28 protein-coding genes and 2 pseudogenes are annotated in these 24,289 nt (G+C 68.8%); 25 read left to right on the top strand and 5 right to left on the bottom strand.

Going from position 1 to position 24,289, the window contains the following annotated elements:
- Positions 1–73: 73 nt before the first annotated feature.
- Positions 74–535, bottom strand: a complete 462-nt coding sequence (locus ACIOC0_RS19420) for a hypothetical protein (RefSeq protein WP_402156277.1) — start codon at positions 533–535, stop codon at positions 74–76.
- A gap of 476 nt (positions 536–1,011) precedes the next feature.
- On the opposite strand from ACIOC0_RS19420, the pseudogene ACIOC0_RS19415 reads away from it, so the two are divergent.
- The 10 genes and pseudogenes from ACIOC0_RS19415 to ACIOC0_RS19370 all read left to right on the top strand — a co-directional run.
- Positions 1,012–1,386 (top strand): annotated as a pseudogene (locus ACIOC0_RS19415) (IS110 family transposase); the annotation flags it as partial.
- 34 nt (positions 1,387–1,420) lie between these two features.
- Positions 1,421–2,347, top strand: a complete 927-nt coding sequence (locus tag ACIOC0_RS19410) for a hypothetical protein (protein WP_402156276.1) — start codon at positions 1,421–1,423, stop codon at positions 2,345–2,347.
- A gap of 209 nt (positions 2,348–2,556) precedes the next feature.
- Entirely contained in the window at positions 2,557–2,754 is a 198-nt protein-coding gene (locus tag ACIOC0_RS19405) for a hypothetical protein (RefSeq protein WP_402156274.1), read from the top strand.
- Positions 2,755–2,890: 136 nt separating this feature from the next.
- Entirely contained in the window at positions 2,891–3,208 is a 318-nt protein-coding gene (locus ACIOC0_RS19400; protein WP_402156273.1) for a hypothetical protein, read from the top strand.
- Between the two features lie 440 nt (positions 3,209–3,648).
- Positions 3,649–4,128: a single-stranded DNA-binding protein gene (locus ACIOC0_RS19395; protein ID WP_402156271.1), complete on the top strand. Its 480-nt coding sequence runs from the start codon at positions 3,649–3,651 to the stop codon at positions 4,126–4,128.
- A 58-nt stretch (positions 4,129–4,186) separates the two neighbouring features.
- Complete coding sequence (locus ACIOC0_RS19390; RefSeq protein ID WP_402156270.1) at positions 4,187–4,345, top strand: hypothetical protein; 159 nt, start codon at positions 4,187–4,189, stop codon at positions 4,343–4,345.
- A gap of 584 nt (positions 4,346–4,929) precedes the next feature.
- Positions 4,930–5,469 (top strand): hypothetical protein, encoded by a 540-nt coding sequence (locus tag ACIOC0_RS19385; RefSeq protein WP_402156269.1) that lies wholly within the window; start codon positions 4,930–4,932, stop codon positions 5,467–5,469.
- 97 nt (positions 5,470–5,566) lie between these two features.
- Complete coding sequence (locus tag ACIOC0_RS19380; RefSeq protein ID WP_402156268.1) at positions 5,567–6,115, top strand: hypothetical protein; 549 nt, start codon at positions 5,567–5,569, stop codon at positions 6,113–6,115.
- A gap of 100 nt (positions 6,116–6,215) precedes the next feature.
- A complete protein-coding gene (locus ACIOC0_RS19375) occupies positions 6,216–6,479 on the top strand; it encodes a hypothetical protein (RefSeq protein ID WP_402156266.1) in 264 nt (87 codons plus the stop codon).
- A complete protein-coding gene (locus tag ACIOC0_RS19370; RefSeq protein WP_402156265.1) occupies positions 6,476–7,399 on the top strand; it encodes a hypothetical protein in 924 nt (307 codons plus the stop codon). The genes ACIOC0_RS19375 and ACIOC0_RS19370 overlap by 4 nt, the downstream gene beginning before the upstream one ends.
- An 18-nt stretch (positions 7,400–7,417) precedes the next feature.
- On the opposite strand, the gene ACIOC0_RS19365 is transcribed toward ACIOC0_RS19370, so the two are convergent.
- Positions 7,418–7,681, bottom strand: a complete 264-nt coding sequence (locus ACIOC0_RS19365) for a hypothetical protein (RefSeq protein ID WP_402156263.1) — start codon at positions 7,679–7,681, stop codon at positions 7,418–7,420.
- Positions 7,682–8,331: 650 nt separating this feature from the next.
- Here ACIOC0_RS19365 and ACIOC0_RS19360 point away from each other — a divergent pair.
- The 15 genes from ACIOC0_RS19360 to ACIOC0_RS19290 all read left to right on the top strand — a co-directional run bounded on the left by ACIOC0_RS19360 (position 8,332) and on the right by ACIOC0_RS19290 (position 18,547).
- On the top strand, positions 8,332–8,646 hold the full coding sequence (locus ACIOC0_RS19360) for a hypothetical protein (RefSeq protein ID WP_402156262.1): 315 nt from the start codon (positions 8,332–8,334) through the stop codon (positions 8,644–8,646).
- Complete coding sequence (locus tag ACIOC0_RS19355) at positions 8,646–9,092, top strand: hypothetical protein (protein ID WP_402156261.1); 447 nt, start codon at positions 8,646–8,648, stop codon at positions 9,090–9,092. The genes ACIOC0_RS19360 and ACIOC0_RS19355 overlap by 1 nt, the downstream gene beginning before the upstream one ends.
- Entirely contained in the window at positions 9,089–9,364 is a 276-nt protein-coding gene (locus tag ACIOC0_RS19350; RefSeq protein WP_402156260.1) for a DUF3039 domain-containing protein, read from the top strand. Before ACIOC0_RS19355 ends, ACIOC0_RS19350 begins: the two co-directional genes overlap by 4 nt.
- 4 nt (positions 9,365–9,368) lie before the next feature.
- Entirely contained in the window at positions 9,369–9,623 is a 255-nt protein-coding gene (locus ACIOC0_RS19345; RefSeq protein ID WP_402156259.1) for a hypothetical protein, read from the top strand.
- A 55-nt stretch (positions 9,624–9,678) separates the two neighbouring features.
- Entirely contained in the window at positions 9,679–10,203 is a 525-nt protein-coding gene (locus ACIOC0_RS19340; protein WP_402156258.1) for a hypothetical protein, read from the top strand.
- Between the two features lie 10 nt (positions 10,204–10,213).
- Positions 10,214–10,372, top strand: coding sequence for a hypothetical protein (locus ACIOC0_RS19335; RefSeq protein ID WP_402156257.1), 159 nt, complete (start codon positions 10,214–10,216; stop codon positions 10,370–10,372).
- Between the two features lie 182 nt (positions 10,373–10,554).
- Positions 10,555–11,148, top strand: a complete 594-nt coding sequence (locus ACIOC0_RS19330; RefSeq protein WP_402156256.1) for a hypothetical protein — start codon at positions 10,555–10,557, stop codon at positions 11,146–11,148.
- 585 nt (positions 11,149–11,733) lie between these two features.
- Complete coding sequence (locus tag ACIOC0_RS19325) at positions 11,734–12,324, top strand: hypothetical protein (RefSeq protein WP_402156255.1); 591 nt, start codon at positions 11,734–11,736, stop codon at positions 12,322–12,324.
- 91 nt (positions 12,325–12,415) lie between these two features.
- Positions 12,416–13,987 carry a hypothetical protein gene (locus ACIOC0_RS19320; protein WP_402156254.1) on the top strand — a complete coding sequence of 524 codons (1,572 nt, stop codon included), beginning with the start codon at positions 12,416–12,418 and terminating at the stop codon, positions 13,985–13,987.
- A 171-nt stretch (positions 13,988–14,158) separates the two neighbouring features.
- Positions 14,159–14,914 carry a hypothetical protein gene (locus ACIOC0_RS19315; protein WP_402156253.1) on the top strand — a complete coding sequence of 252 codons (756 nt, stop codon included), beginning with the start codon at positions 14,159–14,161 and terminating at the stop codon, positions 14,912–14,914.
- A 115-nt stretch (positions 14,915–15,029) separates the two neighbouring features.
- Positions 15,030–16,178, top strand: a complete 1,149-nt coding sequence (locus ACIOC0_RS19310; RefSeq protein ID WP_402156251.1) for a hypothetical protein — start codon at positions 15,030–15,032, stop codon at positions 16,176–16,178.
- A gap of 15 nt (positions 16,179–16,193) precedes the next feature.
- Entirely contained in the window at positions 16,194–17,252 is a 1,059-nt protein-coding gene (locus tag ACIOC0_RS19305; RefSeq protein WP_402156250.1) for a hypothetical protein, read from the top strand.
- Between the two features lie 174 nt (positions 17,253–17,426).
- Positions 17,427–17,981 (top strand): hypothetical protein, encoded by a 555-nt coding sequence (locus ACIOC0_RS19300; protein WP_402156248.1) that lies wholly within the window; start codon positions 17,427–17,429, stop codon positions 17,979–17,981.
- Positions 17,978–18,247: a hypothetical protein gene (locus ACIOC0_RS19295; RefSeq protein ID WP_402156595.1), complete on the top strand. Its 270-nt coding sequence runs from the start codon at positions 17,978–17,980 to the stop codon at positions 18,245–18,247. Before ACIOC0_RS19300 ends, ACIOC0_RS19295 begins: the two co-directional genes overlap by 4 nt.
- Before the next feature lie 39 nt (positions 18,248–18,286).
- On the top strand, positions 18,287–18,547 hold the full coding sequence (locus ACIOC0_RS19290) for a hypothetical protein (RefSeq protein WP_402156594.1): 261 nt from the start codon (positions 18,287–18,289) through the stop codon (positions 18,545–18,547).
- An 87-nt stretch (positions 18,548–18,634) separates the two neighbouring features.
- On the opposite strand, the pseudogene ACIOC0_RS19285 reads toward ACIOC0_RS19290, so the two are convergent.
- The 3 genes and pseudogenes from ACIOC0_RS19285 to ACIOC0_RS19275 form a co-directional block, all read right to left on the bottom strand.
- Positions 18,635–18,961: pseudogene (locus ACIOC0_RS19285) on the bottom strand (recombinase family protein); the annotation flags it as partial.
- A 313-nt stretch (positions 18,962–19,274) separates the two neighbouring features.
- Positions 19,275–20,327, bottom strand: a complete 1,053-nt coding sequence (locus ACIOC0_RS19280; protein WP_402156246.1) for a Ku protein — start codon at positions 20,325–20,327, stop codon at positions 19,275–19,277.
- 217 nt (positions 20,328–20,544) lie between these two features.
- Positions 20,545–24,189 carry a hypothetical protein gene (locus ACIOC0_RS19275; protein ID WP_402156244.1) on the bottom strand — a complete coding sequence of 1,215 codons (3,645 nt, stop codon included), beginning with the start codon at positions 24,187–24,189 and terminating at the stop codon, positions 20,545–20,547.
- Positions 24,190–24,289 lie beyond the last annotated feature (100 nt).

Raw genomic sequence — 24,289 nt, 5'->3', positions numbered from 1 at the left:
GTTCGGGATGTGCCGTGGCGCCTTGCGGGACCCGCCCGGCGGGGTGCCGAGCGGGTGCTGCAGGGGCGGCCGGTCAGTCTTCCCAGTGCATCTCAGGTACTGCGGGCAGCCCGGCGTCTTCCCGGCGCTGCATCTCACGTCGTACTGCGTCGGCCGACTCCTCACTGAGCCCGCCGAAGTGCTGTCCAAGCAGCGTGTCGCGGTGCGCGTCCGGCTCGGCGTCCATGTCGTCGATCGTGGCTGCCTCTGCTGCTACTTCCGCCCAGAGCTTCCCGGTCACGTCCTCGATCACTCGGACATGCATCGTGGCATCGCCGGAACTGCCCAGGGATCCGTACCACTCTCCGTGTTCACGCGTAGCGGCCTTGACGTCTCCGGAGGCGAACGCCCGCTTCACGATCCTCGCATCACGTACGAATGTGCTTGTCGCCCGGTCGAGGCGACTGTCAATCGCTGCGATGGCTGCCTCGCCGGCCTCTTCGATCGTCGCGTGCCGCGTGAATGCCCCGTTGATCGACAGCAGATAAGCAGTCATGGCCGCATTGTCGCGTTCCAAGGTCAACGGCGCCGCCCATTCTGCGACTTTCAACCTGCCAGGAACCCGCGGTTGTTCGTGACGTATGTCGTCGACGCGCCCCCACGTCTGCCGCCCGCGGTCACCATACGACGGCGACCACTGCGGCGGCGGCGAGTAGCCGCACGAGGTTGCCGACGAGGATCTGCAGCGCGAGCATGCCGAAGTACGAGCCCGCGCCCGCGCCCACAGCGAACACGCCCTTCGCGGCTGTGCGCTGCGCCTGCGGGTCGAGCCCGGACGGCGCCGGGGCGGGGCGTAGGCGACCGGCTGATACTCGGGCCCGTACTGCGGGTGCAGCATGCCGTCGATGCGCACATACCCGATCACGCGCATGCCGGGCGGCGGGGCGGGACGCGAGGTGCTGCTCGGCGGCGGGCACGACCCCGGTCACGCGGGCGATGCGGGCGGGTGTACGGCTCGGGCTGCATCTGTTCGGCGTCAGCCGCGAGACCGCCTGCCAGCTGCTGACCTCGGCCGGGGACAACCCCGAACACATGCGGTCCGAGAGGGCGCTCGCGCACCTCGCCGGTGTCGCTCCGATCCCGGCCTCGGCCGGCCGTACCCACCGCCATCGCCTCAACCGCGGCGGTGACCGGGCCGCGAACAACGTGCTGCACACCATCGTGCTGGTCCGGATGCGCTTCGACGAACGCACCCGCGCCTACGTCGAACGCCGCACCAAGGAAGGGCTGTCCAAGAAGGACATCATGCGCTGCCTCAAGCGACTCGCCGCCCGCGAGGTCTACCGCGCCCTGACCAGCACACCGGCCACGCACATCACTCAAAACGACCTCGCTCCAGATGCTTGACAGCTCTAGGAGCATCCTGAGAACGGAAAATCCGATGAGCACCGAGCTGTATGACGGGCTGCGGCTGACCGCGCACGCGCCCGACCTCTTCGAACTCACCCGCGTGATCTCCAAGCGCATGCGTGAGGTCTTCCGCGAGCTGGCTGTGCCCGTCATCGCCAGGAATGTCGCCCGCGTCGTCGATGACACCGAGGTGCGCGAACGCGACATGGGCGGCCCCCTGCACAACTACACCGTCTACCGGGCCCGGAAGCTCTGGCTCGACGAGCAGGCCGGGCTCGATGACCGCATGACGTTCCATGACCCGCTGCGTTTCAGCATCGTCTTCGGCCAGGTCGACGACGACTACGGCACGCGCCGGCTGGCGTACCCCTTCGCCGGGAACCGCGCGTACACCGACGCGCTCATGGCTCTCGAAGCCGACGGCCGGCCCTTCTTCGTCGACTACCACTACCAGAACCAGGCTGATCGACCGAAGGAGATCCGGAAGGACGAGTGGATGCGCCGGCGCGACGACTGGAACCGTCTGTTCGACGCCGACGACCGCGAGACGGACGGCACCTTGGGACATCTCCCCGGCTGGCAGCTCCCGGACAGCATCGAGGGCGTCTTCGACACGGTGCTGCTCGGATACAAGGACACCACCATCGATCTGAACGCGCACTGCACCATCGAGCACCGCGTACGCCGGGCGCTCAACCGGGCGGTGACCCTCGACCTGGCCCTCGACGAGGTCAACGGCATCAGCAGAGTGCTGACCCGCAACAGGCGTATCGGGCGCGCGATCGAGCTCTACCTGAGCACTGCCGACGGAGCAGCGATGCTCCGACCTGAACCGTTGCCGGATGCCCGAGACCTCGACATCGCACTCAGCGAGCTGCCGCCGGTCTATGAGCCTCCAGCTGAAGCCGTTGCCCGGATCAGCGAGCTGTATCGCGAACAGGTTCCGGTCGGTGACTGATCTGGATCGACGCAGTCGATCCGGAAGTGATCTGCAGGGCCATCGGCATCCCCCTCGCCCACGGGCGCGATCGCTTCGTGGGTTCGAATCCCACCGCTGTGACGGAGCCCATGAGGTCGGTTGTGTTCCTGCCGCTACGAGCTCAACACCGGCGCCGCCGCAGTCGCTCACTCCATCGGACAGATCACCTTCTGAACCAGGAGCACGTCATGTTCCCCATCTTCCGCACCCGCACCAACCGGCAGCTCAACACCGCGATCCAGGAGCTGCACGAGCGTGCTGAGTCCGAGCGCCGCCGGCGCCTGACGGCCGAGCAGCGCATCGAGCGGGCCCTGGCGCTGCTGGAGGGTCAGGACACCGACACGGCCGCCCGGCTGCGCGCCGTACTCCAAGGGGACCAGCCGTGACCGCGAACCGCCACCAGCCTGCCGCCCCCGCCTTGTCGCTCGTGCTTCAGGCCCACGGAGCATGCGAAAGCGGAGGCATCAGCTGATCGCGCCTGTCGGCGTCCCCAATCCACATCACGAGAAGAGCGAGACCACCATGGCTGAGTCCACGACCACCGTGAAGCACGACGTCACCGTCGACTTCGGCTGCATCGAGCTGACCGGAGCGCTCGTACACGACGACGAGTTCCGCGTGCTGGAGCTCGAAAACGCCGAGGGTCCCGCCGAGCCCATCTCGATCAGCCTGCAGGGCTACGGCCTCACGCCCGAGCCCGGGAACGTTTTCATCAAGGACTGGTCCGAGCACTCGGGCCTGACGGCTCGCCTGGAGCGGGCCGGTCTGGTCAAGCCGGTGCACGCACTCACCGTCGGACCCTTCGGTTCAACGGCCTACGAAGTGCAGGTGACGCTGTAAGTCTCGGGATCCCCATCGCCGTCGGACTGGTCCTGCTGATGTTCTGGTTCACCCTGGCAGTCGTCCACCGAGGCAAGATCGTCGATCTCGAACACTCCTACCGGCTCGCCTGCAAGGTCGACGACACCGCACGAGCGGACCAACTGAAGGCCGAGTTGCGGGACATCCGGGCATCACGCCGGAGGTCTGGTCGGGGGAGTGGCCGGTAACCCAGCGAAGAACACGAGTCTGATCGGCAAAGCCGATTCGGGACTCGGAATGACAAGCATTCGATCAGCATAGCTGATTCGGAAGAAGCACTGAAAGAGAACATCATCTGATCAGCGAAGCTGATCCGGATGGTGGCATGACAGACAACTGGACATCTCAACAACCCACCCAACTGCGCGCGGACGATGACGTCGATCCGGGCGCTGCGCTGTATTCAAGGAGAATCCACCATGTCGAACCCGAACAGCACCGCTTCCGTCATCGGCCGCCTGGCGAACGACCCGAAGGTCTTCGAGAACAAGGACGGCTCCAAGAAGGTCATGCTCACCGTCTTCGTCGACCGCAGCTACACCGACGCCCAGGGCAACCGCATCTCCGACGCCCTTCCGTTCGAGGCATTCGTCCGCGCCCAGACCCCGGGCACCGGCCCCTTCGCGCACGTGCACAAGGGCGACCTGGTCTCCCTCAGCTACGAGCCCCGCATGAACCGCTACACCAAGAACGGTGTGGAGGTCTTCGAGGTCAAGCTCGAGATCCAGAACATCTCCTTCCTGGAGTCCCGCGCGACCACCCAGGCCCGCCTGGCCGAGCGCGTTACCAAGGCCGAGGCCCAGAACCAGAACCTGCAGGCCCAGGCTGCTCCCATCGCCGCTGCTGCCCCGGCCGTCGCGCACGCCAGCGCCGTGGACGAGCAGCTGCCGTTCGGCTGAGCCAAGCCTGACACCACCTGGTGGTGGAGTCTTCGCCGTCCCGATGAAGGAGCAATTCGTGAGCAAGCAGTCCCGCGTCCGCATCAACCTCGGCAGCAAGACCAAGACCGCTGGCACTCCCACGTCCCGCGTCCGCATCAATGTCGGCGAGACCTCGAAGGCGGCGGAGAAGCCGGCCTCCCGGGTTCGTACCAACCTGGGTGGCAAGAAGAGCTGAACACCCGGAATGGAAAGGGGCCCTGCTTCCAGGGCCCCTTTCGCCGTTTTCCGTCACTCGCCGTAGTCATGGCCCAGCTTCCGAATACCGAGAACCGAATACAGCGATCCCCGGTGATGGAGCCTGCCCCGCTCCGTCACCGGGGATCTTCGTTTTCGCTGAGCCTCGTGTCACCACGAAGAGGATCAGCGCAGCTGATCCGGATCTGGCAATGAACAACATCCTTGTCACGTCTGGAGGCTTGGCAGCCGAGCACCTCAACACCCCAGCGGCACCGTGGTGAGGACACCGGCTGGCACGTTTACCCGGAGTACGTCCTGCGCTCCCACGGCTTCCCCAACCCCCAGTAGGAGTCTCTGAGATGAGCGACGAGCGCAACTACACGCACGGCCGGAGAGGCGGCCGCCGCCTCCGTCCAGGTCAGCCCGGCGCAGAGGACCGCCGCCTACTACCTGCTCGACGACCTCATGGCCGTCGCCAGGGAACACGGAGTCCAGCTCACGGACTTCGGACGCATTCACTGACCTGCCCGCGGCCTGCCTGAAGGTCGCCAGCGCCCGCGATCTCCCCGCTGCGACCAGGCCATGACCCGCGCCGAGGTCGCCGAGTGGGAATGGGCGACCGACGCACTCAACACCCGCGGCATCGACGAGGACGCGTTCCGCCTCACCGTGAACGGCTGGAAGGTCGTCCACCAGGGCGACGTCGTCGGCGTGCTGTTCCAGGGCGCGGGCACCCGCGTGCACGTCGAGTGGTACGACCCGGCCAACGCCGACTTCTTCTCCGCGGCCTGGACCCGCAACCTGCGCCACGGCGCGGCCCAGGTCGTCCACGCCCGGCAGCAGGCCGGCCACGGTGTGCCCGTGGACGTCGCCCCGGAGCCCGTCAAGGCCCCGCAGCCCGTCCGCCCGGTATGGCTCGAGGAGGGCACGCAGGTCCGCTACCACGGCTCCATCGAGCAGCTTCACGGCCAGGAGTTCCGCGTGCACGAGTGCGCACGCTTCGACGACTGCCAGCACTGGGACTGCAACGGGTACGCGTTGGTGCCGATCGGCGACTGGCGGCCGATCGCGCTGCACGTCGGGATCGGATCAGTCACCGCGCTTCATCCCGCAGCCGCTTAACCACCCCCGGCCCCGGCCCCGTTCGTGGCCGGGGCAACGTCGGCCCGCAACCACGCCACCTTAAAACTGCGCCTTCCCCGCCTTCTGGAGCCGCCCCATGACCGACACCGACTGGCCCTTCGGCACGGACGCCAAGCAGGACGACCCGCTCACCGCGCTACGCATCCCAGTGGTCACCAGCTTCAATCCCACCTGGCACTACGTCGCCGCGTACCTGGGAACCAGCGCCGACACCGGCAACACCTTCGACCCACCGTGGCCGTTCGCCAGCGCCGAACGCCCGACAGACGCCGAAGCGAAGATGCTCGTCTCTTTCCTCCAGGAGCACCGGCACTACTGGTTCGGCAACCAGGGCTACGCCCGCAAGATGGACCAGCGCGCGCTCGACGTCGACTCCGGCTGGAACACCACAGTGTTCCTGAAGTACGCGGAGAACGACTGGGGTTACCGCCGATGCTCGTGGATCTACGGGCCAACATTCGTGCCTGGCCCGCCGGGATCGGAGTCGCGGGAAGTCACCGGCAGGTTGTCGCTGGAGCAGGTCATGGATCGCGTCCACTCCTTCGGTGACGAGCCGTCTCCCCACTGGCAGCAGTGGAAGGCCGATCACCCGGACGTCTTCGGTCCCGTGCGCCAGGACACCTGATGGCCGGCCTGTTCATAGCCGCGATCACCGTCGCGTTCACGTTCCTCGCCACCGTCGACTGGATCGGCCAACACGCCCACACCAACAACCCGGAGACCTGATGACCACACCCCGAGACGAACTCGTACAGGAACTCGCCTACGTCACCGGGAAGGAGCGCGCCGAGCAGCTCGCCGACGCCTTCGCCCACCAGCTCGCCGAGGTCGCGTCCGACACCTACAAGCACGCCAAGAAGCGCGTCACGGACGTCATCGAGGCGGACCCGCCCAGCGACGTCGCCGGACCGGGCGAGTGGCAGAACGGCTGGGACGCCGCCATGGACGCCGTACGCAACACCCTCGAGAACAAGGAGCCCACCACGTGACCAACACGACTGCCGCCAGAGAGCGGCTCCTGAACCTGATCAGCCCGACCGAAGCAGCCAGCCAAGACACCACCCCCGAGAACGCTGTCGACGACGCCATCCACGAGGCGCTTTTCAATCAGCCCGCCCTGCGCAACTGCCTGGTGCCCGGCTGCCTCAAACAGTACGACTCCATCGCCACCATGACCGGAATGCAGCCGGCCCGCCCCGAATGGTCCGGCCAAGGATGGGCCACACTCGGCTCCGGAACCATCTTCCCCGCCGGCGGGCACATCTGCCCCGACCACAAGGACATCGTCACCGCGCACTGGCCGCGCCGCGTGCAACTTCCCAACGACCGCTGGTCTGTGGACTGCGCGTGTGAATGGACTCCGGCCCCGCAGCGCTGGCACGGCGTCCTGCGCGCTCTGTGGGAGCAGCACCTCCTCACCGAACTCGGGAAGCTGCCGCCCGCACCACCCATCCCCGAACCCGCACACCGGATCCCGCTCGAGCAGCACACCGAGGGCACGCTCACCGAGCTGTACGACCGTGTCGAGGACGCGGAAGCCGACCAGCAGGACACCCGGGACGTGATGCGGGCCGCGATGCTCGGCTACACGACCGCAGTCCCCGCCCTCCTCGGCGTCAAGGCCTCCCTCGAGGCGCTCCGCACCCGCCTCACCCTGGACTCCCGGGACTGGACTGCCGACAAGCTGGACGCCTTGCTGTGGGCCGTCCTGGTCGGCTGGAACTGCGAGAACACCGAACCCGGTCACGTCCACGACGACAACGACTGTACTGGTGACCAGGGCCTGTGGAACATCGCGAAGAGGCACGGCATCCCCACCGACCAGACCATCCATGCCAGCCAGCACCGCTGGTGGGTCGCCAACGCCATCAAGGTGGCCAAGCAGATCGAGGAGACGAACCCGCATTGACCCCGTTCATCATCGTCCTCATCGCTCATCGAACACGGCGCCGAGCAGCGCGACCACGGGCCGGTCGGGTACCTGCCACGCCGCATACTCCGGCGTCTGGTCCCCGCCGACATAGTCACGGATGAATGCGACTCGCCGGTCCACGATGACGATCTTCTCGAATGGGTCGGCCAGCGTGCGGTAACTTGCGCCGAGCCCGGTCATGGTGTGCGCCCACTCGCGGGTCAGCGCATCCACGCCCCTGCGGAGTGCCGCGCTATCCCGCTCGAGCGCGATATCCATGCGCTCTTTAGACCGCGGCCCGCTACCTGAGCCGCTGGGCCGGCGCATTCGGCTCTGGCCGCCAGGCGGCGCAGCCCGTCACCTTTGAGGAATTCCGGGAAGCCGCCTGACGGTTGACCCAGTAGGCCCGCCACAGACTTCTGCACGGAGCGGTTCGAATCCGCAGTGCGCCGACTGATCCTCGGCGTACGCCAGTGGGCACACCGTGCAGACCGACCGCGGAACAGGTTCGATTCCTGAGCGCTGCAGCTGATCCCTGCGGCGCGTCCCTGGAGATCTCCGCGGCTCCGGCTTCCCCAGCACCCCGGTGCGCGCTCTGCCTTCGGGCAGCAGCTGCGCCGGGGTGCTGTTTTTTCTTCTTCGGGCTCGCGTTGCTCGTCCCGTGAAGGCAGTGAGCGCAAGGGATCAGCGGAGCTGATCCGGATCTGGCGTTGAAGAACATCCTCGTCACGTCAGGAGCCGAGCCATGAACTGCCCGAACTGCGCCGTCGACATGGAGTCGAACGCCCACGGCGTCCGCGCCAGCAAGAAGGCCAAGAAGGTCACGCACACGTGTTCCGAGTGCGGCTACAGCGAGACGCGCTGACCAGCGGCTTCTTCGCCCTGCCTTCCTCTTCCCCTCTATTGCGGTCGCGAAGGAAACCACGCCGATGAACACGCTCCAGACCATGCCCGGCTTGCCCATCATCCTCATCGTCTTCGCTGCCGCCCTCGCGACGATGGGACTCGCCTTCCTCCTGCCGGACCTGATCGGACGGAAGCCGAAGGCCAAGAACCACGGCAGCCTGACCGAACGCCGCCGGGCCCCTGCACGAAATGCCGGCGCCTGGCCCCAGGAGGAACCGATGACCACCGACACCGACCCCACCACCGACCAGGACCAGGACCTCAACGACGCCCTGTGGGACGGCCGGGGGGTCGTGATCACGCCTGACGGCCCCGTGGCCGGGGGCGACGACTGGTAATGACCCGCCCGACCACCGACCACCCGCCGGGGCCGCTACCGTGCGGCCACAGTTTCCTCAGCCGCATCGGCTTCATCGAGACCGAAGAGCAGGAGCAGGCCCGGCTGACCCAGGCCCCCGAAGGCTCGCTGAACCACTACCTGTCCACCCTTCCCGTGACCATCGAAGAGTGGCCCAAGGACCTGCTCGTCGAGCTGCCCTGGGAGCCGCCGCGCACGAACCAGTCCTACCGCGTCGTCGTGGTGCCGATCGAGTTCCGGAATGACGCTCTGCCCGACGGCGTCGAGGAAGAGCCCGTGCCGCGCAAGCGCCACTCCGGCTCCTGGACCTGCGCCGTCGTGTACTCCGACCACCCGAGCTACCCGGTCGGCGGCTACCGAATCGTCGTCCCGGCCGCCGAGCTGGCCCGCGGCCGGAAGATCGACCTCGTCGAGCCCGCAGCATGAGCACGACCCTCGACCACCCTGGCACCAACACGGACACCGACGCCCTCTTCGACTTGATCGTCGAGAACGAGGAGCGGGTGAAGGACGACGGCGTTGGTGACCACAACCGCCTGAGCCACTACGTCGGCAAGGAGGACATCGTCCGCTCCTCCACGACGGGTGAGCCCGTCTTCGCCCTCTGCGGCAAGAAGTGGGTCCCGTCGAAGAACCGGGAAAAGTACCCGGTCTGCCCGGAGTGCAGGGAGATCTGGGAGAGCCTCAAGGAGGCGTAGCACCATGACCATCAGCGAAGAGCAGAAGGTCGCCGCCGTGCACCGCCTCGGCGTGATGACCTCCAAGCACCCCAAGCTGAAGAGCCGCCTGGCAGACGCCCGGCTCGAACTCGCTGCGGCGATCCTCGCCATGGACGCGGTCGAGGAACGCATCCAGGCGGGGGAGAAGATCCACTCGCTCCAGGAGCAGGCCGCCGTCGAGCAGGCGAAGAACGCCCATGCCCAGGCTCTGGCGGACCTCCTGCGGGGCGAGTACTGAGCCGCACGCGCTCGTCCCCGCAACCACCACCGAACCACCCATAGGAGGCTCCGTCATGCCTGATGCGCCCGAATACACGCCCCGCAGCATCTACACGCTGGAACCGCACGCTGATCTTGTGACCGCCGAGAACGGATACATTGCGATCGAGGCCATCGTCGAGCGCGTCTACGGCAAGCCGTACAGCTCGCTGCGCGGATGCCAGCGGGACGACGAGCACATCGGCAATGACAGCGTGAAGCTCTACGAACTCACCTCCGATGAGGACTACCTGCAGGCACTCGGCGACCTCGACGGCGCCAAGATCTACCTGGGCTGGGACTCCCGCACCGGCGCGAGCGCCTTCAAGACCGGCATGACGGAGCTGGACTACTGGCTGAGCATCCGCGTCGCCGACGAGAACACACCAGCCACCGTCGGGGCGAACCCGCCGGCGACGCAAGACCTTGAGAACGCCGTGTTCGAGGACCGGTTCTTCGCCGATCGCGCCTTCTCGCCGTCGCTGAGGCTGGTCCTCGCCGACCTCATCCGCCGCGGCGTGCTGCCGCGCGGCCACTACCTGTTCCGGCACTGGTGGTGACCAGAGCGACATGACAGCTGAAGCGGTGGCCGAGTCCCAGACATCCGTCTTCGCCGCCGCCGAGTACATCCTGCAGAAGCGCGCCGCGGCCGAGCCCGATCGGCCGGCGATGACCGCGATGAAGCTCCAGAAGCTCGTCTACTACTGCCAGGCCTGGCACCTCGCCTGAGACGGCAGAGACCTCTTCCCGGAAGCGGTCCAGGCCTGGGCCTCCGGGCCCGTCTGCCCCGCGCTCTACGAGCTGCACCAGGGCCACTTCGAGATCGAGGCCGGCTTCTTCGCCAAGCGGCTGCGCATGCGCAGCGACCTCGGAACCGCCTGAGCACCAGCAGAAAGAGAGAGACCACCACCATGCACAACATCCCCTTACACAGGCGCTCGCTCCTTCGCGGCTGGGCGATCGCGATCGCGGCCATCGCCGCCCTGGTCGCGACCCTGGTCATCTGGGGCAACCAGATGAGAAGCCAGGAAACCCAGGACCGCGCCGCCATGGCCAACACGAAGATCGTCTACGTCGCGGACCCCGTGCAGAAGCTCGTCAAGCGCACCGACGGCAGCTACTACAGGGCCACGACCGCCTCGGAGTATCCGTCCGACATCAGCTACGACTACACGACGGTCCAGGACCAGGACGTCGTCGTGCCCGGCACGGTGACCACTCAGGAGCAGAGGCCGACGGGCTTCCTCTGGTACCAGAAGACCTTCGACAACGACATCACGGTCCGACTCATCGATCCACACGAAGCAGATCAAACGCCGCGCGTCGAGCGGCTGCGCTGCACGGTCGAGCCCGTCGATGCGTCGAAGCCGAGCTACACCGGCGACCCGCACGACAGGAGTCGGCTGAAGATCGGGCCCGACCAGGAAGGCACGGACGCAGGAAGCCAGCAGCTGTGCCAGGACCGGATCACGATCCTCGTGCCGGACGGCAGCATCCAGCCGTAGCCGACTGGGGCTTGCCTCTGGGCGTCGGCAGGTGAATTCCGCAGAGCCCCCGCCGACTGAGCATGGTGCTCGCCGGGCGGGGGTCTCTCTTTTTCTGCCTGATCAGCGGAGCTGATCCGGTCTGGTCTTCAGGACAGAGGACCCGTGCACGGCGCGCGGCAAGGCGGCCCGCATCGCGGCGGTCGCCGAACTGCACGACGGCAACACCCCTGAGGCTCCGGCCCCGGCGGAGTACCGCAACGGAGCGGGCGGCACCCTCGGGCAGACGGAGGCTGCGCCGGTCGAGGCGGAGGCCACCCAGGAGCAGGAGACGGCCGAGACCGCGCGCACGGAGGCCACGGCGGAGGCTGCGGCCGGTCGGGCCGCCCCCACCCCAGAGGCACGGACCCCGCGTGCCCCCCCAGCGGCGGGTGAGCCCCGAGCGCCGTATGGCGATCAGCGCCGGTCTGGTCCCTGCCGCTCCGCACGGACCAGGACGCACCGCTCTTCTGATCCACCCGCGCCGCCCGGTAGGCCGGTTGCCCGGTCAAACCAGGCCGCACGCACTCAGCCCCACCCACACCCCATCGATGTGAGAGGTACACCATGACTTCCTGGCCCCACGACCTGAGCAAGACCGCCCCCGCCGCCGCCGAGCGCACCGGCGCGATCCTCAAGGCCGCGCTGACGGAGCACGGTGTCACCTTCCGCGTGGTCAAGCCCTGGCGTTCCTTGCCCGGTGCCTCCCTGGTGACCACCGCTGCAGGCCAGCCGGGCGTGTGGATCGAGGCGCACTCCCACACCGGCCACTACACGGTGTCCGGCTATGACGTACCGCTGGCCGGACTGTTCGGCATCAGTGCCGTGATCACCGACGATTTCAACACCCGTCACGTGCACTGCGACCTCACCGAGGCGCCCGCCGACATCACCGACCCGGCCGCCGCCGCCGATGCCATGGCATCGGCCGTCGCCGCCCACCTGGCGGCCTATCCGTCCCTGACCGGCGCGCAGTGGGTCACCATCGCCTCCCACCCGGCCAGCCGCACCGAGTACCGGGAAGTCGTCACCGCGCATGGCACGTGGGCGCATGCCTCCTCCCCCACCGGCTACACCACCGGCCCCAGCCTGGACACCGAAAGCGTCTGGGTCGCCTACCAGCAGCGCGTGGTAGACCTCACCGCCGAGACCCGCTGACCCCGCGACCGGCTGCCCCGTCCACGGGCGGCCGGACGCCACCCACACACCCATCGCACCACGCGATCAGACAAGGAACCCAGAAAAGATCATGAGCACCGGACGTATCCGGCCCAAGTACCGCAAAGACCGCAACGGCTACGTCTTCGGCCACCAGTACACCGACGCCGACGGGAAATCCGTCACACGCTCGGTCCGCGTCTCCCGGATCACCCCCACCCGGTGGCAGTCGTTCGACTACTACAGCGACAAGCAGATCGAGGGCACCATCACCACCGGCCGCGACACGTCCGCCTTCGCCGCGATGGACGCCATCGACCGCGAAGCCGCGAACGACCAGCACGACGACACCAGCGGCGGGGAGCACTCCGGAACGGGCGGCACCGAATTGCGTATCCCGGACGTCACCGGGCCGTCCCCGCTCACGCCGTCCCCCGGGTCCGCGCCGGCCGTGGCCGACGTCGTCGAGGTGCGGCCGGTCCCGGCACCACAGGCGAACGTCCTGCCCCACCTGCGCCCTACCGACCAGGCCGCGCAGGACGAGGTGTGGCGCCGGCGTGAAGCGGTTGACGGGGTGGTGGTCGGCCGGTTCGCGAACGGCACGAAAGGCAGCCTGCCCAAGGACTCCGAAAACGAGGAAGTGAAGGCCGCCCTCGCGGTGCTCGCGGGCACTGAGCGCCACCACATGTCGCTGAAGCTGGCGCTGCTGCGTGACGAGTACGACGAGGACGAGCCGCCTACGTACGACGCCAACGAGGCCCGCGGCGCATGGGTCGTGCCCGGGGAGTACCCGGGCATGGTGAAGATCTTCGCCCTCCTGAACGGCAAGCACACCCGCTGGGCGCACCGCTACCCGCACCTGACCAAGGGCGCGGCAAAGATCCAGGAAGGCACGTGGCTGGTGGAGAAGAAGATCCACGCCGACCGGTTCCGTGAAGCGGGGTGGGTGGTCGAAGGCGGCTACGAATCCGGCCTGTGTGTGATCGCCTGGCGCCCTGGCAGCCCTCTTGCCAAGGCGGAGGCGCTCATCGAGGAGACACCCGCGGCCGGTCAAGGGGAAGACGCCGGGCTGCCGGAGCCGCCGCAGACTCCGGCGCAGGTACGGCCGGGATCGTCGCTGTCGGATCACGCCTACTCCGGGCACATGATGCTCTTCGACGCGGCCGTACGGCTGGAGGACTTCCGCCGCCACCGGGACCGGCAGTACCTCGCCCCAGCCGCGCACCTCACCCGCCACGCCGCCGCCACGTTCAAGGCTCGCGTCGGCGACGGCAGCGAACTCACGTGGGATCTCGTCACCCGCTACCTCGTCGAGATCCGCTCGTGCTTCTACGCCGTCGACCGTGACATCTCGTTCGACCCGAACCCGCCCGCCGGGGACATGTTCGCCCGCGACCCCGCAACCAGCCTGCCCGACCTGTGCCCCGAAGGCCACATGGCGGTCATGAACGCCGCCCGGCACCTCGACTTCGCCGCCCGAAGGGACGACGGCTCGGCAGCCGACTGGGCGGACCGTCAGGCATGGCTTGCCGCCGACCACTTCCGCGACACACTCGCCAACGGAAACCGGGCAACGTGGGTGATGATCTGTCGCTACGCAGCCGAGCTGCACGCCGCGACCTTGCGCGCCCGCCGCGAACACCGCACCGGCGCCAGCTCCTGAACTCTTCTGGTGGTACCGGCTCGGCTCCATCTGGGACCTGATCCCCGCATATCGCACCGCGCGCGGCCTGACCGGCCAGGGCGCCTGACACCCCAACCCCCTTACGGCGCACTGCACCTGGGCGGGGCGTCCACGGCCACGGAACCCGAACCAACCCGAGGAGAATCCCGCATGTCCACGTTCACCGCACGCCCCAGCCTCACCAAGACGCGCCCCGCGTACAACAGCCACACCGGCGCCATGCTCCGTGACGCGCTCGAAGCACTCGGGATCGTGCACCACGTCGACAAGCCGTGGCGCGGCCTGCCCACGGAGTACGTAGTGTGCAGCGTGCCGGGGCGTGCGCGGGTGTGGATTCACTGTGTGGCCGACCCGTCTGTCCGCACCCCGGAGGGGCGCCGGTTCGCCGATCACTACGACCTGCCCACGGTCGCACTGTGGGCCGTGGCCGCCGCGGTCACCGACGACGAGTCAACCCGGTTCGTGTTCAACGGGTTTGGTGACGAGCACAAGCCCACGGCGAGCGCGGGCATGCAGGCCGGGCAGTGCGCTGCCGCCGTGGCCGACCACTTCGGGCTGACGCTGCCGCAGCCGAAGTACACCTGTCTGCACTGCGCACGTGCTATCGAGTGGATCGAGGCCGACGGGCAGGGCGCTTGGTACGACTCGTCCAGCTGGATCGAGTGCGTCAGCGGCGAGAGCCTGCACGCCCCGGAGCCGCTGTGCGGCTGGTGCGAGGACTACGGGTTGATCGAGGTCTTCGACGACTCCACCGACGCCCTGAAGGGGCACACCACGTGCGACAACGCGCCGTGTGTCGCCCGGCGCATCATGCGCAGCGATCAGGCCGAGCGCGAGCGCCAGGCCGCGCAGGCGCAGGCCGCCGCGCACGAGTGCACCGGCCCCCTGTGCTGTCCCCCGTTCTAACCCTCATGGCGCCCCCGACCCTGCGACGAGTGCGGGCGGGTCGGCCGGTTCGAGACCGGCCGGGGGCACTCAGCACGAACCCGACCACGGCAGCAACCCGAGAGGATCCCCCAGCATGACCACGCAGGCCCGCAGCACCGTCCGGGAGATCGTCACCCGCTCGTACCGCCGGTACACGCCGACCAACGGCCGTGCGCCGGAGGGCGCCGAATACGGCGTAGACGGCTGGCTGTTCGACCTTCCCGATGAGACGCTCAACGGCCGCCGGTTCCCGCAGCGCACCTATGCGGCGTACCAGGTGACCAGGAACGCGGAGTTGGTTTGGATGGTGCGCGAAGTCGGTGGCGAGCGGCGGCAGGTCGGCAGCCACAGCGCCACCCGTAAGGGCGCGCTCGCGCTGGCGGTCGGCGCGGTTGCCCACGAGCGGGAGAAGACGGCCGCAACTGTGACATCCGCGCCGGCAACTCGCGACCAGGGCACCCGTGCACACGGCGCCGCGCGGCGTATGGCCGCCGAGGGCAGCGAGCGTACCCAGGTGGCGGCCACCATGGACGAGCGGCTGGAGCGGATGCGTGCGGGCCAACTCGCCGCCCTGCCGACCGTAGCGGAAATCCGGATGGCGTACCCGCTCGCCGGTGGGGGCGCCACGCTGCGGCTGATGACCGCCGAGGGCAGCACGGCGGAACGCCACATGATCCCGCTCACGGAGCGCGGCCCAGCCGGTCGGGAGAACGACCCGGCCGGGATCTACCTGGACACCATCACCGACGGCGCGAACACGGAAGGACTGAAGACCGCCGCCGGATGGCACCTGATGCGGCTTGGCTTCAACTACGCGCGCGGCGCGGCCTGGGCGCCGTACACCGGCAGCGCGAGCAGCGAGGTGCAGTGGAAGGAGTGGGCGCCGATGGTGCCCGAGGGGCACCGGTGGCCGCACACGGTGCGCGTCGCCATCGTGCCGACCGCCGAACACCTCGCCTACATAGACCGCGCGTACGGTCCCCCGCCGGAACTGCCGGACCTCCCGGCCGGTGTGAGCGCGCACCCGTCCGGCCCGCGTTCCTGGCAGATCTGCTACGCCAACCGCCGGTTTTGGCAGCTCTCCTACTGGCCCCGCATGGGCGGCGACGTGTGGACCCTGTACGCCGACCCGGCCCGTACCAAGTCCCTCGCCAGGGCCGCGAGCCCCGGCGAACTCCTCGCCACCATCCCCGACCGTGACGCCGAAGTGCAGGCCCGCGCGGCGGCCCGCAAGGGCTACTGAGACGTTAGGACACCGATGGCCACCGTCGAATTCACCCCGAAGGACATCCCCGCCTTGCGCCGGGCCGCGAAGTTCCTGCGCCGCACGGAACTGAACCTGCCGGACACGGCCGACTCCAAGACCCACGACGCCATCCTCATCTCCGCTCTGCGGCTGGACGACCAGGCCGACGAGCTGGGCGGGCAGGCCCCGGATCCGACTGTGAACGGGACCCGGCGCCCCATCTTCAACCAACTCGTCGCCCCCGAGGCCGGCGGGCCCATGTTCCACGAGGAGGCGAATGCGCTCCTCGACGCCCACGAGGACGCGGTCCGGGCCGCCGCCGCGGTGGGCGCGCTCCGCCTCCAGGGCGCGATGCTCGCCCTGCACCCGAAGACGGCCAACCCCCGGCACGGGTGCTGCGCGACGCCGAAGGTCTGCAAGGGGACGCACCGGCCGGAGTGCCGGAGCAACGAGCACACGATCGGCGGTCAGGTGCCGTGGCCGTGCAAGTCGCTGCGCGCCGTCGGGATCCGCACCGACGCCGACGCCGACGCCGTACGCCAGGCCCTGGCCAAGCTGGAGCGGGATGCCGGGCGCGACGGCTACCCGAGCCGGAAGAAGGCGAACCGCGGGTACGCCGTACACGCCACCAGGCAGATGGACGGCGGCATCGGCGACACCGGCGCGTGCGGCACGTACTTCCCGCAGGACAGGGAGAGCAGCCTCGAGGCCCCCGGCACCGACGTGTCGTGCCAGGCTTGCGTGAAGGCACTCCTCAGCAAGCGCGAGGAGCGCGACGAGGCCGAGGCCGCGGCCGCCGCAGAGGCCACGCACCGCTGCACCCTGCCGCCGAACCGGTTCCTGCCCTGCGGCTGCTGCCCGCACCAGGTCTGCGAGGACTGTGAGCGCTGCGCCCACACGTGCGAGTGCGGCACCGGCGGAACCCCCGCCCAGCCCGCCGGGGCCGCCGGTGAGTTGTGCCCCAACGGCCAGCCCCGCCCGGAGTGCTCCGAGAGCGACCCATGCGAGCCCTGCTGGCAGGACCAGCAGGAGGAGGGCGACGCGATCGAGGCCAGCATGGGCCTGCGCTGAACCCCGCCCCCGGTGCAGGCCGCCCCGAACGGCCGGCTGCCGGTTCCTTGAGCTCCGCACAACCCCCGCCTGCTGAGCATCACGCTCGCTGGGCGGGGGTCTCTCTTTGTCTGATCAGCGGAGCTGATCCGGTCTGGTCTTCGAAAGATCACGTCCAGCGCCAGGAGTACAGCCATGAGCCAGCCCCTCGAACCCACTGATCCCCGACAGACGGAGCACATGCGCTGCGACTGCGTTCCGGACCTGGGGCCCGCGCACTGCCGCCTGTGCTCTGAGATGACGGGGCGAGACGAGGTCTACCCGGGACCGCACTGTCCGACGCGCGCCGTCGAGGCCGCCAAGGTCGCCTTCGAGGTGGCGGCGGGCTACGAGCACGCTGCGCCGGTGGTCCTGCACGCCAGCGAGTTCGCTGATGTTCATGGCGCAGTGAGCGCCGCGTTGCACGCACGCGCAGAACAGATGCCGGAGCTGCCGCGGCACACGGTGCCCATTGCGGCGAACTACAGCATCCGTGGCGCACAAGCGGAGCTCGACGGCGTGACGTTCCCGTCTGCTGCCGGCCTCACCACCGCCGTGATCACCATCCGCACGGCCTACCCGATCGACCGGCTGACGCTGATCCCCGTGATCAGCCAGATCTCCCATGAAGTCGAGAGCGCAGCCGAGGAGCAGGACGACGCCTACGTCGCCGAGAAGATCTACATCATCGAGGAAGGACCCAGCGCATGAACGCCACCACCATCACCGCGGGTTCGACGTTGCGCGACCGCGCCGCCAAGACGATCGGCCGGGTGCTCCTCACCCTCATGATCGCGACGAACGTGATCGTCCTCGCACCGACGGCAGTCTTCTGCGTCATGACCGGCCAGTACACGCCGATCATCGTCAGCATCGCCTTCAGCGGCATGTGCTGGTGGATCCTCCTGCGTACCCTCCGGGCTCTTGCCGAGAAGCGCCGCGCGAAGAAGGCGCTCATGGGCGCACCCCAGAACTGAAATCGCAGTCCAGATCCGATCCGAAAGAAATACAGCGCCATGAGCACCAGCACCATCAGCACGAACGATCTTGCGAACCTTCAGGCCGGCGACAAGGTCGTCGTCAAGAGCCTCGACGAGAACACCGAGGAGACCATCTGCACGACCGCGGTTCTCGACCGGCGCGACGTCCCCGCCATCCCCGGCTGGGGAGGTCGGGAGGAAAAGACCTTGGTCCGGCTGGGCAGCGGTTCCTGGTACGACCTGGCCACCGGGCTCCAGGACGACTCCGGGGCCACGCGCATCGAACGGTGTGCCTGACACCCACTCTGAACGCCGAAGATCCCCGTGGAGCGCACGTCTCCGCGGGGATCTTTCTTTTCTCGCCGGCGGCCGACGGTGCTCCTGCTTCTCCAGCTTCCAGGCGTGCTCGCACTCGGCAACGGCCATCATGAACTTCAGCGAGAACAGCCCTTCGGCGGAGGACTCCGTGAGACTGCGCAGCGTCGCACCTTTCGCGGTGATCAGCTCAACGACGACCCGTATCGCCTCGAGGGTCCGTCCGAGCCTGTCGTACTGCCAGACGACGACTTCGTCGCCGGCCTGCAGCTCCGCCACCAGCTCGCGCAGTCCGGGGCGGTCAGCGCCTGCCGTGGTTCCTGAGACGCCCTCGTCCGAGAAGATCCGGATCGCGCCGACAGCCTCAGGAAGCTGAGGCCCTTTGGCGTGCCGCACCGGAAGGTGAGACGGAGCCCGGCATCGGTGACCACGTCCATCGATGCGCTGATTGGACGACGGGACTGTCGGCGACGTCCCGTCGAGGGCGGTGGAGGGCGGCCCTTGACCAGGGCGCGTGGTGAGGGCCGCCCGAAGCCCCACCGTCGTTTCAAGGCAAGGCGCGTACGACGGTAGTGCGCCCAGCGTTGCTATGCCTCCCAGACGCGTCAGCCGGGGGATGCGGTCCCGGAAGAGGCACCGACTGACTGGTCCTTTCCGCACGGTCCCCCCGCGACGCCGCTGGTGCCCTGGGGCGAGCCCTCGCGGCCGTTCAGGCAGGGCTCTTGCTGCGTCGGTGTCGGGGACCGGAAAGTGAGCTGATGAGCTGCTCGCGACTCATCTTGGACCGCCCCGGGACCCTCTGCTCGGTCGCCCGCTCGTACAACTCTGTCTTGCTCAGTTTCTGTAGTTCCGCCTTGCTCGTGCCGGTGGCGCGGGAGCGGCTGGTCGACGCGTGCGCATGCTTCGGCGGGGCTTTTCTGGATGCCGTCTTCGCCGCCGGGCGCGCGGTTTTGCGGGGTGTGGCCTTCGGCTTGCGTTCACCGCCGCCGGCAGTGCTGAGGCTGTCTTGAAGGGCCTGCATGAGGTCGACGACGTTGGTCGCGGTCGGCGGCTCCTGCGCCACGGTGATCTCCTGGCCCTCGGCCTTGGCCTTCACCAGTTCGCGGACCGTCTCCTCGTAGGTGTCGTGGTAGCGGGTCGGGTCCCAGTCGGTGCTGAGGGCGTCGATCAGCTGAAGTGCCATGTCGAGTTGCTTGCCGCGCCCGGCGCGCCCGGCGGGCAGCTCGGGCAGTTCCTTGCCGGGGTCGCGGACCTCGTCATCCCAGTGCAAGGTCTGCAGGACCAGGACCTTGGCCTCCGCGCGCAGGGCGGTCAGGTACTGCTTGCCCCGCATCACGAATGTGGCGATCCCGGCCCTGTTCGCCTCGGCCAGGGCGGCGCGCAGCAGCTCGTAGACTTTGGTGTACTCCTTGCCGCGCGGGGCGATGTAGTAGGTGCGGTCGAAGTACACCGGATCGATTTGAACGAGGTCGACGAAGTCGCTGATGTTGATGGTCTGGGAGCGGCCGGGCGCGATGTCGTCGAGTTCCTCGGGTTCGACCACGACGTACTCGCCCTCGTCGATCTCGTAGCCCTTGACGATGTCGCCGGTGTCGACCTCCTTGCCGGTGCGTTCGTTCACTCGCTGGTTGCGAATCCGGTCGGAGGTGCCCCGCTGGAGCTGGTGGAAGTGGAGGGTGTGGTCGTCGGTGGCCGTGTACAGCCCTACCGGACAGCTCACCAATCCGAAGGTCACCACCCCTGTCCATATCGCCCGAGCCATGACCGTGCTCCATCCTGTGCACCCAGCGCAAAGCCTGGGGTATCGCTCCTTCCTCCACGCTCGCACTGGTGCGTGCCCTTCGCGCGCCGGGCCGCGCTGGCGGGCGCCCGGCGGCGGCCCGCCCGTCCGGAGCCCCCAGTTCGGTGGCGAAGGAGTCCGGCCGGAATGGGAGTGTCCGGCGGGGACGGGCATGCGGATGGAAGGGGGCGGTGTCGGGTCAGGGACAGGCGGGTGCTTGGTTCCATCCGGCCTTGGGTTCTGTGCCGTCGGCCAGCAGGACGGCGAGGTGGTCGATGGTGGTGAAGGCGATCTGAGGATCGGTGGTGAAGGCGGCGGGATCGATGTTCCGGGTGACGAAGAGGGGTGTGACCGTCCAGTCCCGCGCTGTCTGGACGCCGCACGCCCGTGCTGCTGCCGCAGCATGGGCGCGGATCACTTCGGCCTTGGCCAGCAGCTTTTTTCGGTAGCCGGTGAACCGTCCGAGGTTCTGGGCGACCTTGTGGATGCCGACGGCGCGTTGGGGGTTCTTCGCCTCGATCACCCACAGCCGGCCCCGGGGGTCGGCGACGAGGAGGTCGACCTCACCGGGGAGGCCGGGTATGCCGGCGGCGGCCGCCGGCCCGCGGTCGAGGCGGGAGAGGTGGGGCAGGCCAGCGCGGGCTGCGGCCTGGGCGAGGTCGGTCTCAAGTTGGTTGTTCTGCTGCTGGCGATGGCGCTCCAGAAGGCCGGTCACCTTCGCGGGAGCGTCTGGGCGCGGCAGGCGTCCGTCAGCGAGACCGGCGGCGTACAGCTGCTGGGAGGTATGGACGAGCCAAGGCGCGATGATGATGCCGTCGTCGTGGGTGATCAGTGGGTGGGTGGTGGGGCGGATGCGGCGCTCGACCTCTGCGTAGGCGTGGTCGAGGGAGCCGGCCGCGTTGGCCGGGTCGAGGACCAACTGGTCGACGGCGGCCCGAGTCTGGGTTTCGGGCAGCTGGGACCAGGCTGCGGCCTCGCGGGCGAGGTCCTGGCGGCTGGTGAAGGCGGTTCCGTCCGGGCGGGTGGGCCAGTCGGCTGCGGTGGCGAGTACGGCGGCGAGCCCGTCGAGGCCGCAGCCCCAGCAGGCGGTGAGGTCGCGGTCGGCCTGGGCCAGGGTGCTGCCCGGTGGTGGGTTCAGGCGGGTGAAGGCGATCGGAGTGCGCCTGCCGCGGCGGGCGGTGAACAGTTCCTCGGGGGCAAGGGGTTGGGGATGGCTCTGGCGGGCACGTGCGAACCAGGCCTGTTCCTGGGCGTTGCGGTAGGCCGCGATGTCGAGTCCCAGATGTTCTGGGCTGTCGGCGTCTGACGTTGTGGTGGTGCCGTCGAGGGTGAAGATGCCGCTGGGATGGACGGTGAGGGTGGCCGGGTGCAGGCCGCGGCTGGCGGGGATGGCGACCAGCGCGGTGCGCAGGAGGAGTTCGGCCAGCGCGGTCAGTTCGGCCAGGGCGATGAGGTCGGTGGGTGTGTCGCCGGTCGGCGAGGTGATCAGGGCCTGCTGGATCAGCAGTTGCAGGGCGGTGGTGGTGGCGGCGCCGTCGGACTCCCGCCGCTCTGCCTCTTCCTGCCAGGGTTTTCCTCCGGCGTGAACCAGACCGGTCAGGGATTCCCGACGGCCCTGAGTGCGGGTGGCGAGCGCTGCGTTGAGGTGGCGGACCAGTGCGGGCACCAGGTCGGGACGGTGGGCGCGGAGCTGACCGGTGAGACCGTCTTCCAGGGCGGTCAGGAGCTGGCTGGCGTGTCCTTCGCGGCCCACAGCCTCTCGGCCGGTGAACGTGCCGGCCGGCAGGCCTGCGGCGCGCACCGCGTCGGCGGCGACGCGCAGCGCGCGGACACGCACATGAGGCGTGCTGCTCGGCAGGTAGTGGGGCGGGGCGGGCGGCGGTGCGTAGGGGGCGCCGGCGTACCAGGTGAGGATGGGGACCGCCGCGTCCCACGCGTTGCTGAAGTCCGCCTGGCTGAGCCCGTTCTCGGCGCCGTGGGCGGTGCGGAGGCGGCCGATGGTGTGGTTGAGGACGAGGCCGAGGACACGGTGGCCGTCCTCAGTGAAGCGGGCCAGGAATAGCGGGTCGAGGACAAGGTCGATGCGGGCTGCTTCCTCGTCCAGGCCGAACTGCAGTGCCAGAGCATCGTCCGGAACCTCCGGCGCCAGGTCGGCGGCCGGAGGGTGGGCCTGGACGGTCTCGGTCAGATGCAGAAGGACCGGCCTGCGGTCGGGCAGGGTGAAGTGCTGGGTGAGGCCGGGGTCTGCGGCGAGGGTGCCCCGGATACCGTCGGCAAGTCCGGCGAAGGAGGCCTCGTCCAGCAAGGCCCGCTCGTCGCAGTCGAGCGTGGCGACGATGACGAGCGGCGGGTGCGTGCTGATGTAGGCCTTCACGATGCCTTCGTCGAGCCTCTGGCGCAGGTCGGCCCACTGGCCATCGCCCTCGGAAGCAGGGGCAAGGCGGCAGTCTGCCCAGTCGATCGCGGGCGGCAGTCCGGTCGCGGCCAGCAGATCGTCCGTGCGCGCCCACAGGGCCGCTCGCTCCCAGGAGACGTCCCACCCGCACGGCTCCACGACAACGCCGCCCTCGCCGGCGGGGCCGGGCGGCAGAAGCGTTGCCTTCATGGACCAGGCCGTCCATGCGTCGAGGACGTCGTAGTACGCCACGGCGTCGCAACCGGGGTGCTCGGTGAGCTCCAGCACCCACAGCGCCACCTTCGTCAGGTCGCCGCCGGCCGCGGAGAAGATCTCGGTGAGCTCCTCGACGTGGACGTAGAGGGTGTCGGTGATCACCTCGCGGCCCAGGAACCTCGGGCCGGCGTAGATGACGAGCCTCCCCATACCAGCTGGTGCACTCGACAGCTCGGTGCGTGCCTTCTCCACCAGGACCGCCAGGTCATCGCCGAGGGTGGCAACGATCGCGATCTCCAGACGGTGGGACAACGAGCTGATCCGGCACACCTCCTCCGGCTCGGCCGGCGCGTGATCCAGACCGAGCAGGCCTGCCACGCGAGTGGCCGCGCGGCGCCGCAGCCGCATCAGGGCCTCGGGCGGTGCCGGGTGGGCGTCCAGCAGATCGGAGGCCGCCGCGGTGACAGCCTCCAGGGCGGTAGAGGCAGGCACGGGGACTGTCCGCTCGCCGTCCGAGATGAGCAGGGTGGGGCCGAGAAGAGGCAGTCCGGGGTCGTAGAGGAGGGGAAGTTCGTTGAGGTTCCGGGTGAGGTAGGCGAGCGCGGCCGTCGTCCGCTCCGGACCGTCGGCGGCCGCGGCAGTCAGATGGTCGATGCCGAGTCCGGCAGCTGCCGTGATCTCGGCCCCGCTCACCTCACACGTGATCTGCCCGCGCATCGGTTCGGCTTCGTTTGCCGGCGGCCAGGCCGCGGCGAGGCACCCGACGGTGTGGTCGGTGTGACGCAGGGCGAGTTCGAGGACATCGTCGATGCCGAAGCCACGGACCTGGATCAGGTGGTCGTCCACGGCGTCGGCTGTGTCTCGCAGACTTCGCAGAACGGGGAGCGGATGGTCGAGGTCGCCGGGATGGACGAGGTACCGGCGCCCCTTGAGCGTGAAGCGCACGGCATCGGCGGGGCTGTTCGGAAAGCGGTGCGTTGTGATGCCCCTGCGGGCGGCTTGGAGGGCCGCGTGAAGGAGGACGGGCAGGTCCCGTACGGTCGCGGCCCGCCCGTCCCGGGCCGGGGCCGCCAGAGAGCGGGCGAAGATGAGCAGGAGGTGCTCATGGAAGCGGGCACAGCCTGGAGACTCAAGAGCCGCACGCAGCAGTGTAAGGACCGAAGCACTGGAGTACAGCTCCAGCGCCTGGTCCATGACGCTGATGTCTTCCTGGCGACGGTCGTTGTCGGGCATCGGTCGCCTCTCCACGTTCGGGTGCCGGACACAGCCTGCCAGCGCCGAGGGAGACTCGTCCGCGCAGGCGCAGGACGCGGTGCCGCCGCCGCGGCTACCG

The organism is Streptomyces sp. NPDC088254 (assembly GCF_044740925.1).
In the GTDB taxonomy this organism is placed as follows: Bacteria; Actinomycetota; Actinomycetes; order Streptomycetales; family Streptomycetaceae; genus Streptomyces.
This window is presented reverse-complemented; position numbering and strand designations above follow the sequence as displayed.

Excerpts from the sequence above, each read along its gene's own strand:
- ACIOC0_RS19300 (WP_402156248.1), top strand. The coding sequence starts at position 17,427 with ATGAGCCAGCCCCTCGAACCCACTGATCCCCGACAGACGGAGCACATG.
- ACIOC0_RS19290 (WP_402156594.1), top strand. The coding sequence starts at position 18,287 with ATGAGCACCAGCACCATCAGCACGAACGATCTTGCGAACCTTCAGGCC.
- ACIOC0_RS19345 (WP_402156259.1), top strand. The coding sequence starts at position 9,369 with ATGACCATCAGCGAAGAGCAGAAGGTCGCCGCCGTGCACCGCCTCGGC.
- ACIOC0_RS19295 (WP_402156595.1), top strand. The coding sequence starts at position 17,978 with ATGAACGCCACCACCATCACCGCGGGTTCGACGTTGCGCGACCGCGCC.
- ACIOC0_RS19365 (WP_402156263.1), bottom strand. The coding sequence starts at position 7,681 with ATGGATATCGCGCTCGAGCGGGATAGCGCGGCACTCCGCAGGGGCGTG.
- ACIOC0_RS19315 (WP_402156253.1), top strand. The coding sequence starts at position 14,159 with ATGTCCACGTTCACCGCACGCCCCAGCCTCACCAAGACGCGCCCCGCG.
- ACIOC0_RS19275 (WP_402156244.1), bottom strand. The coding sequence starts at position 24,189 with ATGCCCGACAACGACCGTCGCCAGGAAGACATCAGCGTCATGGACCAG.
- ACIOC0_RS19405 (WP_402156274.1), top strand. The coding sequence starts at position 2,557 with ATGTTCCCCATCTTCCGCACCCGCACCAACCGGCAGCTCAACACCGCG.
- ACIOC0_RS19410 (WP_402156276.1), top strand. The coding sequence starts at position 1,421 with ATGAGCACCGAGCTGTATGACGGGCTGCGGCTGACCGCGCACGCGCCC.
- ACIOC0_RS19385 (WP_402156269.1), top strand. The coding sequence starts at position 4,930 with ATGACCCGCGCCGAGGTCGCCGAGTGGGAATGGGCGACCGACGCACTC.
- ACIOC0_RS19360 (WP_402156262.1), top strand. The coding sequence starts at position 8,332 with ATGAACACGCTCCAGACCATGCCCGGCTTGCCCATCATCCTCATCGTC.
- ACIOC0_RS19350 (WP_402156260.1), top strand. The coding sequence starts at position 9,089 with ATGAGCACGACCCTCGACCACCCTGGCACCAACACGGACACCGACGCC.
- ACIOC0_RS19310 (WP_402156251.1), top strand. The coding sequence starts at position 15,030 with ATGACCACGCAGGCCCGCAGCACCGTCCGGGAGATCGTCACCCGCTCG.
- ACIOC0_RS19375 (WP_402156266.1), top strand. The coding sequence starts at position 6,216 with ATGACCACACCCCGAGACGAACTCGTACAGGAACTCGCCTACGTCACC.
- ACIOC0_RS19305 (WP_402156250.1), top strand. The coding sequence starts at position 16,194 with ATGGCCACCGTCGAATTCACCCCGAAGGACATCCCCGCCTTGCGCCGG.
- ACIOC0_RS19330 (WP_402156256.1), top strand. The coding sequence starts at position 10,555 with ATGCACAACATCCCCTTACACAGGCGCTCGCTCCTTCGCGGCTGGGCG.
- ACIOC0_RS19335 (WP_402156257.1), top strand. The coding sequence starts at position 10,214 with ATGACAGCTGAAGCGGTGGCCGAGTCCCAGACATCCGTCTTCGCCGCC.
- ACIOC0_RS19325 (WP_402156255.1), top strand. The coding sequence starts at position 11,734 with ATGACTTCCTGGCCCCACGACCTGAGCAAGACCGCCCCCGCCGCCGCC.
- ACIOC0_RS19280 (WP_402156246.1), bottom strand. The coding sequence starts at position 20,327 with ATGGCTCGGGCGATATGGACAGGGGTGGTGACCTTCGGATTGGTGAGC.
- ACIOC0_RS19400 (WP_402156273.1), top strand. The coding sequence starts at position 2,891 with ATGGCTGAGTCCACGACCACCGTGAAGCACGACGTCACCGTCGACTTC.
- ACIOC0_RS19420 (WP_402156277.1), bottom strand. The coding sequence starts at position 535 with ATGACTGCTTATCTGCTGTCGATCAACGGGGCATTCACGCGGCACGCG.
- ACIOC0_RS19355 (WP_402156261.1), top strand. The coding sequence starts at position 8,646 with ATGACCCGCCCGACCACCGACCACCCGCCGGGGCCGCTACCGTGCGGC.
- ACIOC0_RS19380 (WP_402156268.1), top strand. The coding sequence starts at position 5,567 with ATGACCGACACCGACTGGCCCTTCGGCACGGACGCCAAGCAGGACGAC.
- ACIOC0_RS19320 (WP_402156254.1), top strand. The coding sequence starts at position 12,416 with ATGAGCACCGGACGTATCCGGCCCAAGTACCGCAAAGACCGCAACGGC.
- ACIOC0_RS19395 (WP_402156271.1), top strand. The coding sequence starts at position 3,649 with ATGTCGAACCCGAACAGCACCGCTTCCGTCATCGGCCGCCTGGCGAAC.
- ACIOC0_RS19340 (WP_402156258.1), top strand. The coding sequence starts at position 9,679 with ATGCCTGATGCGCCCGAATACACGCCCCGCAGCATCTACACGCTGGAA.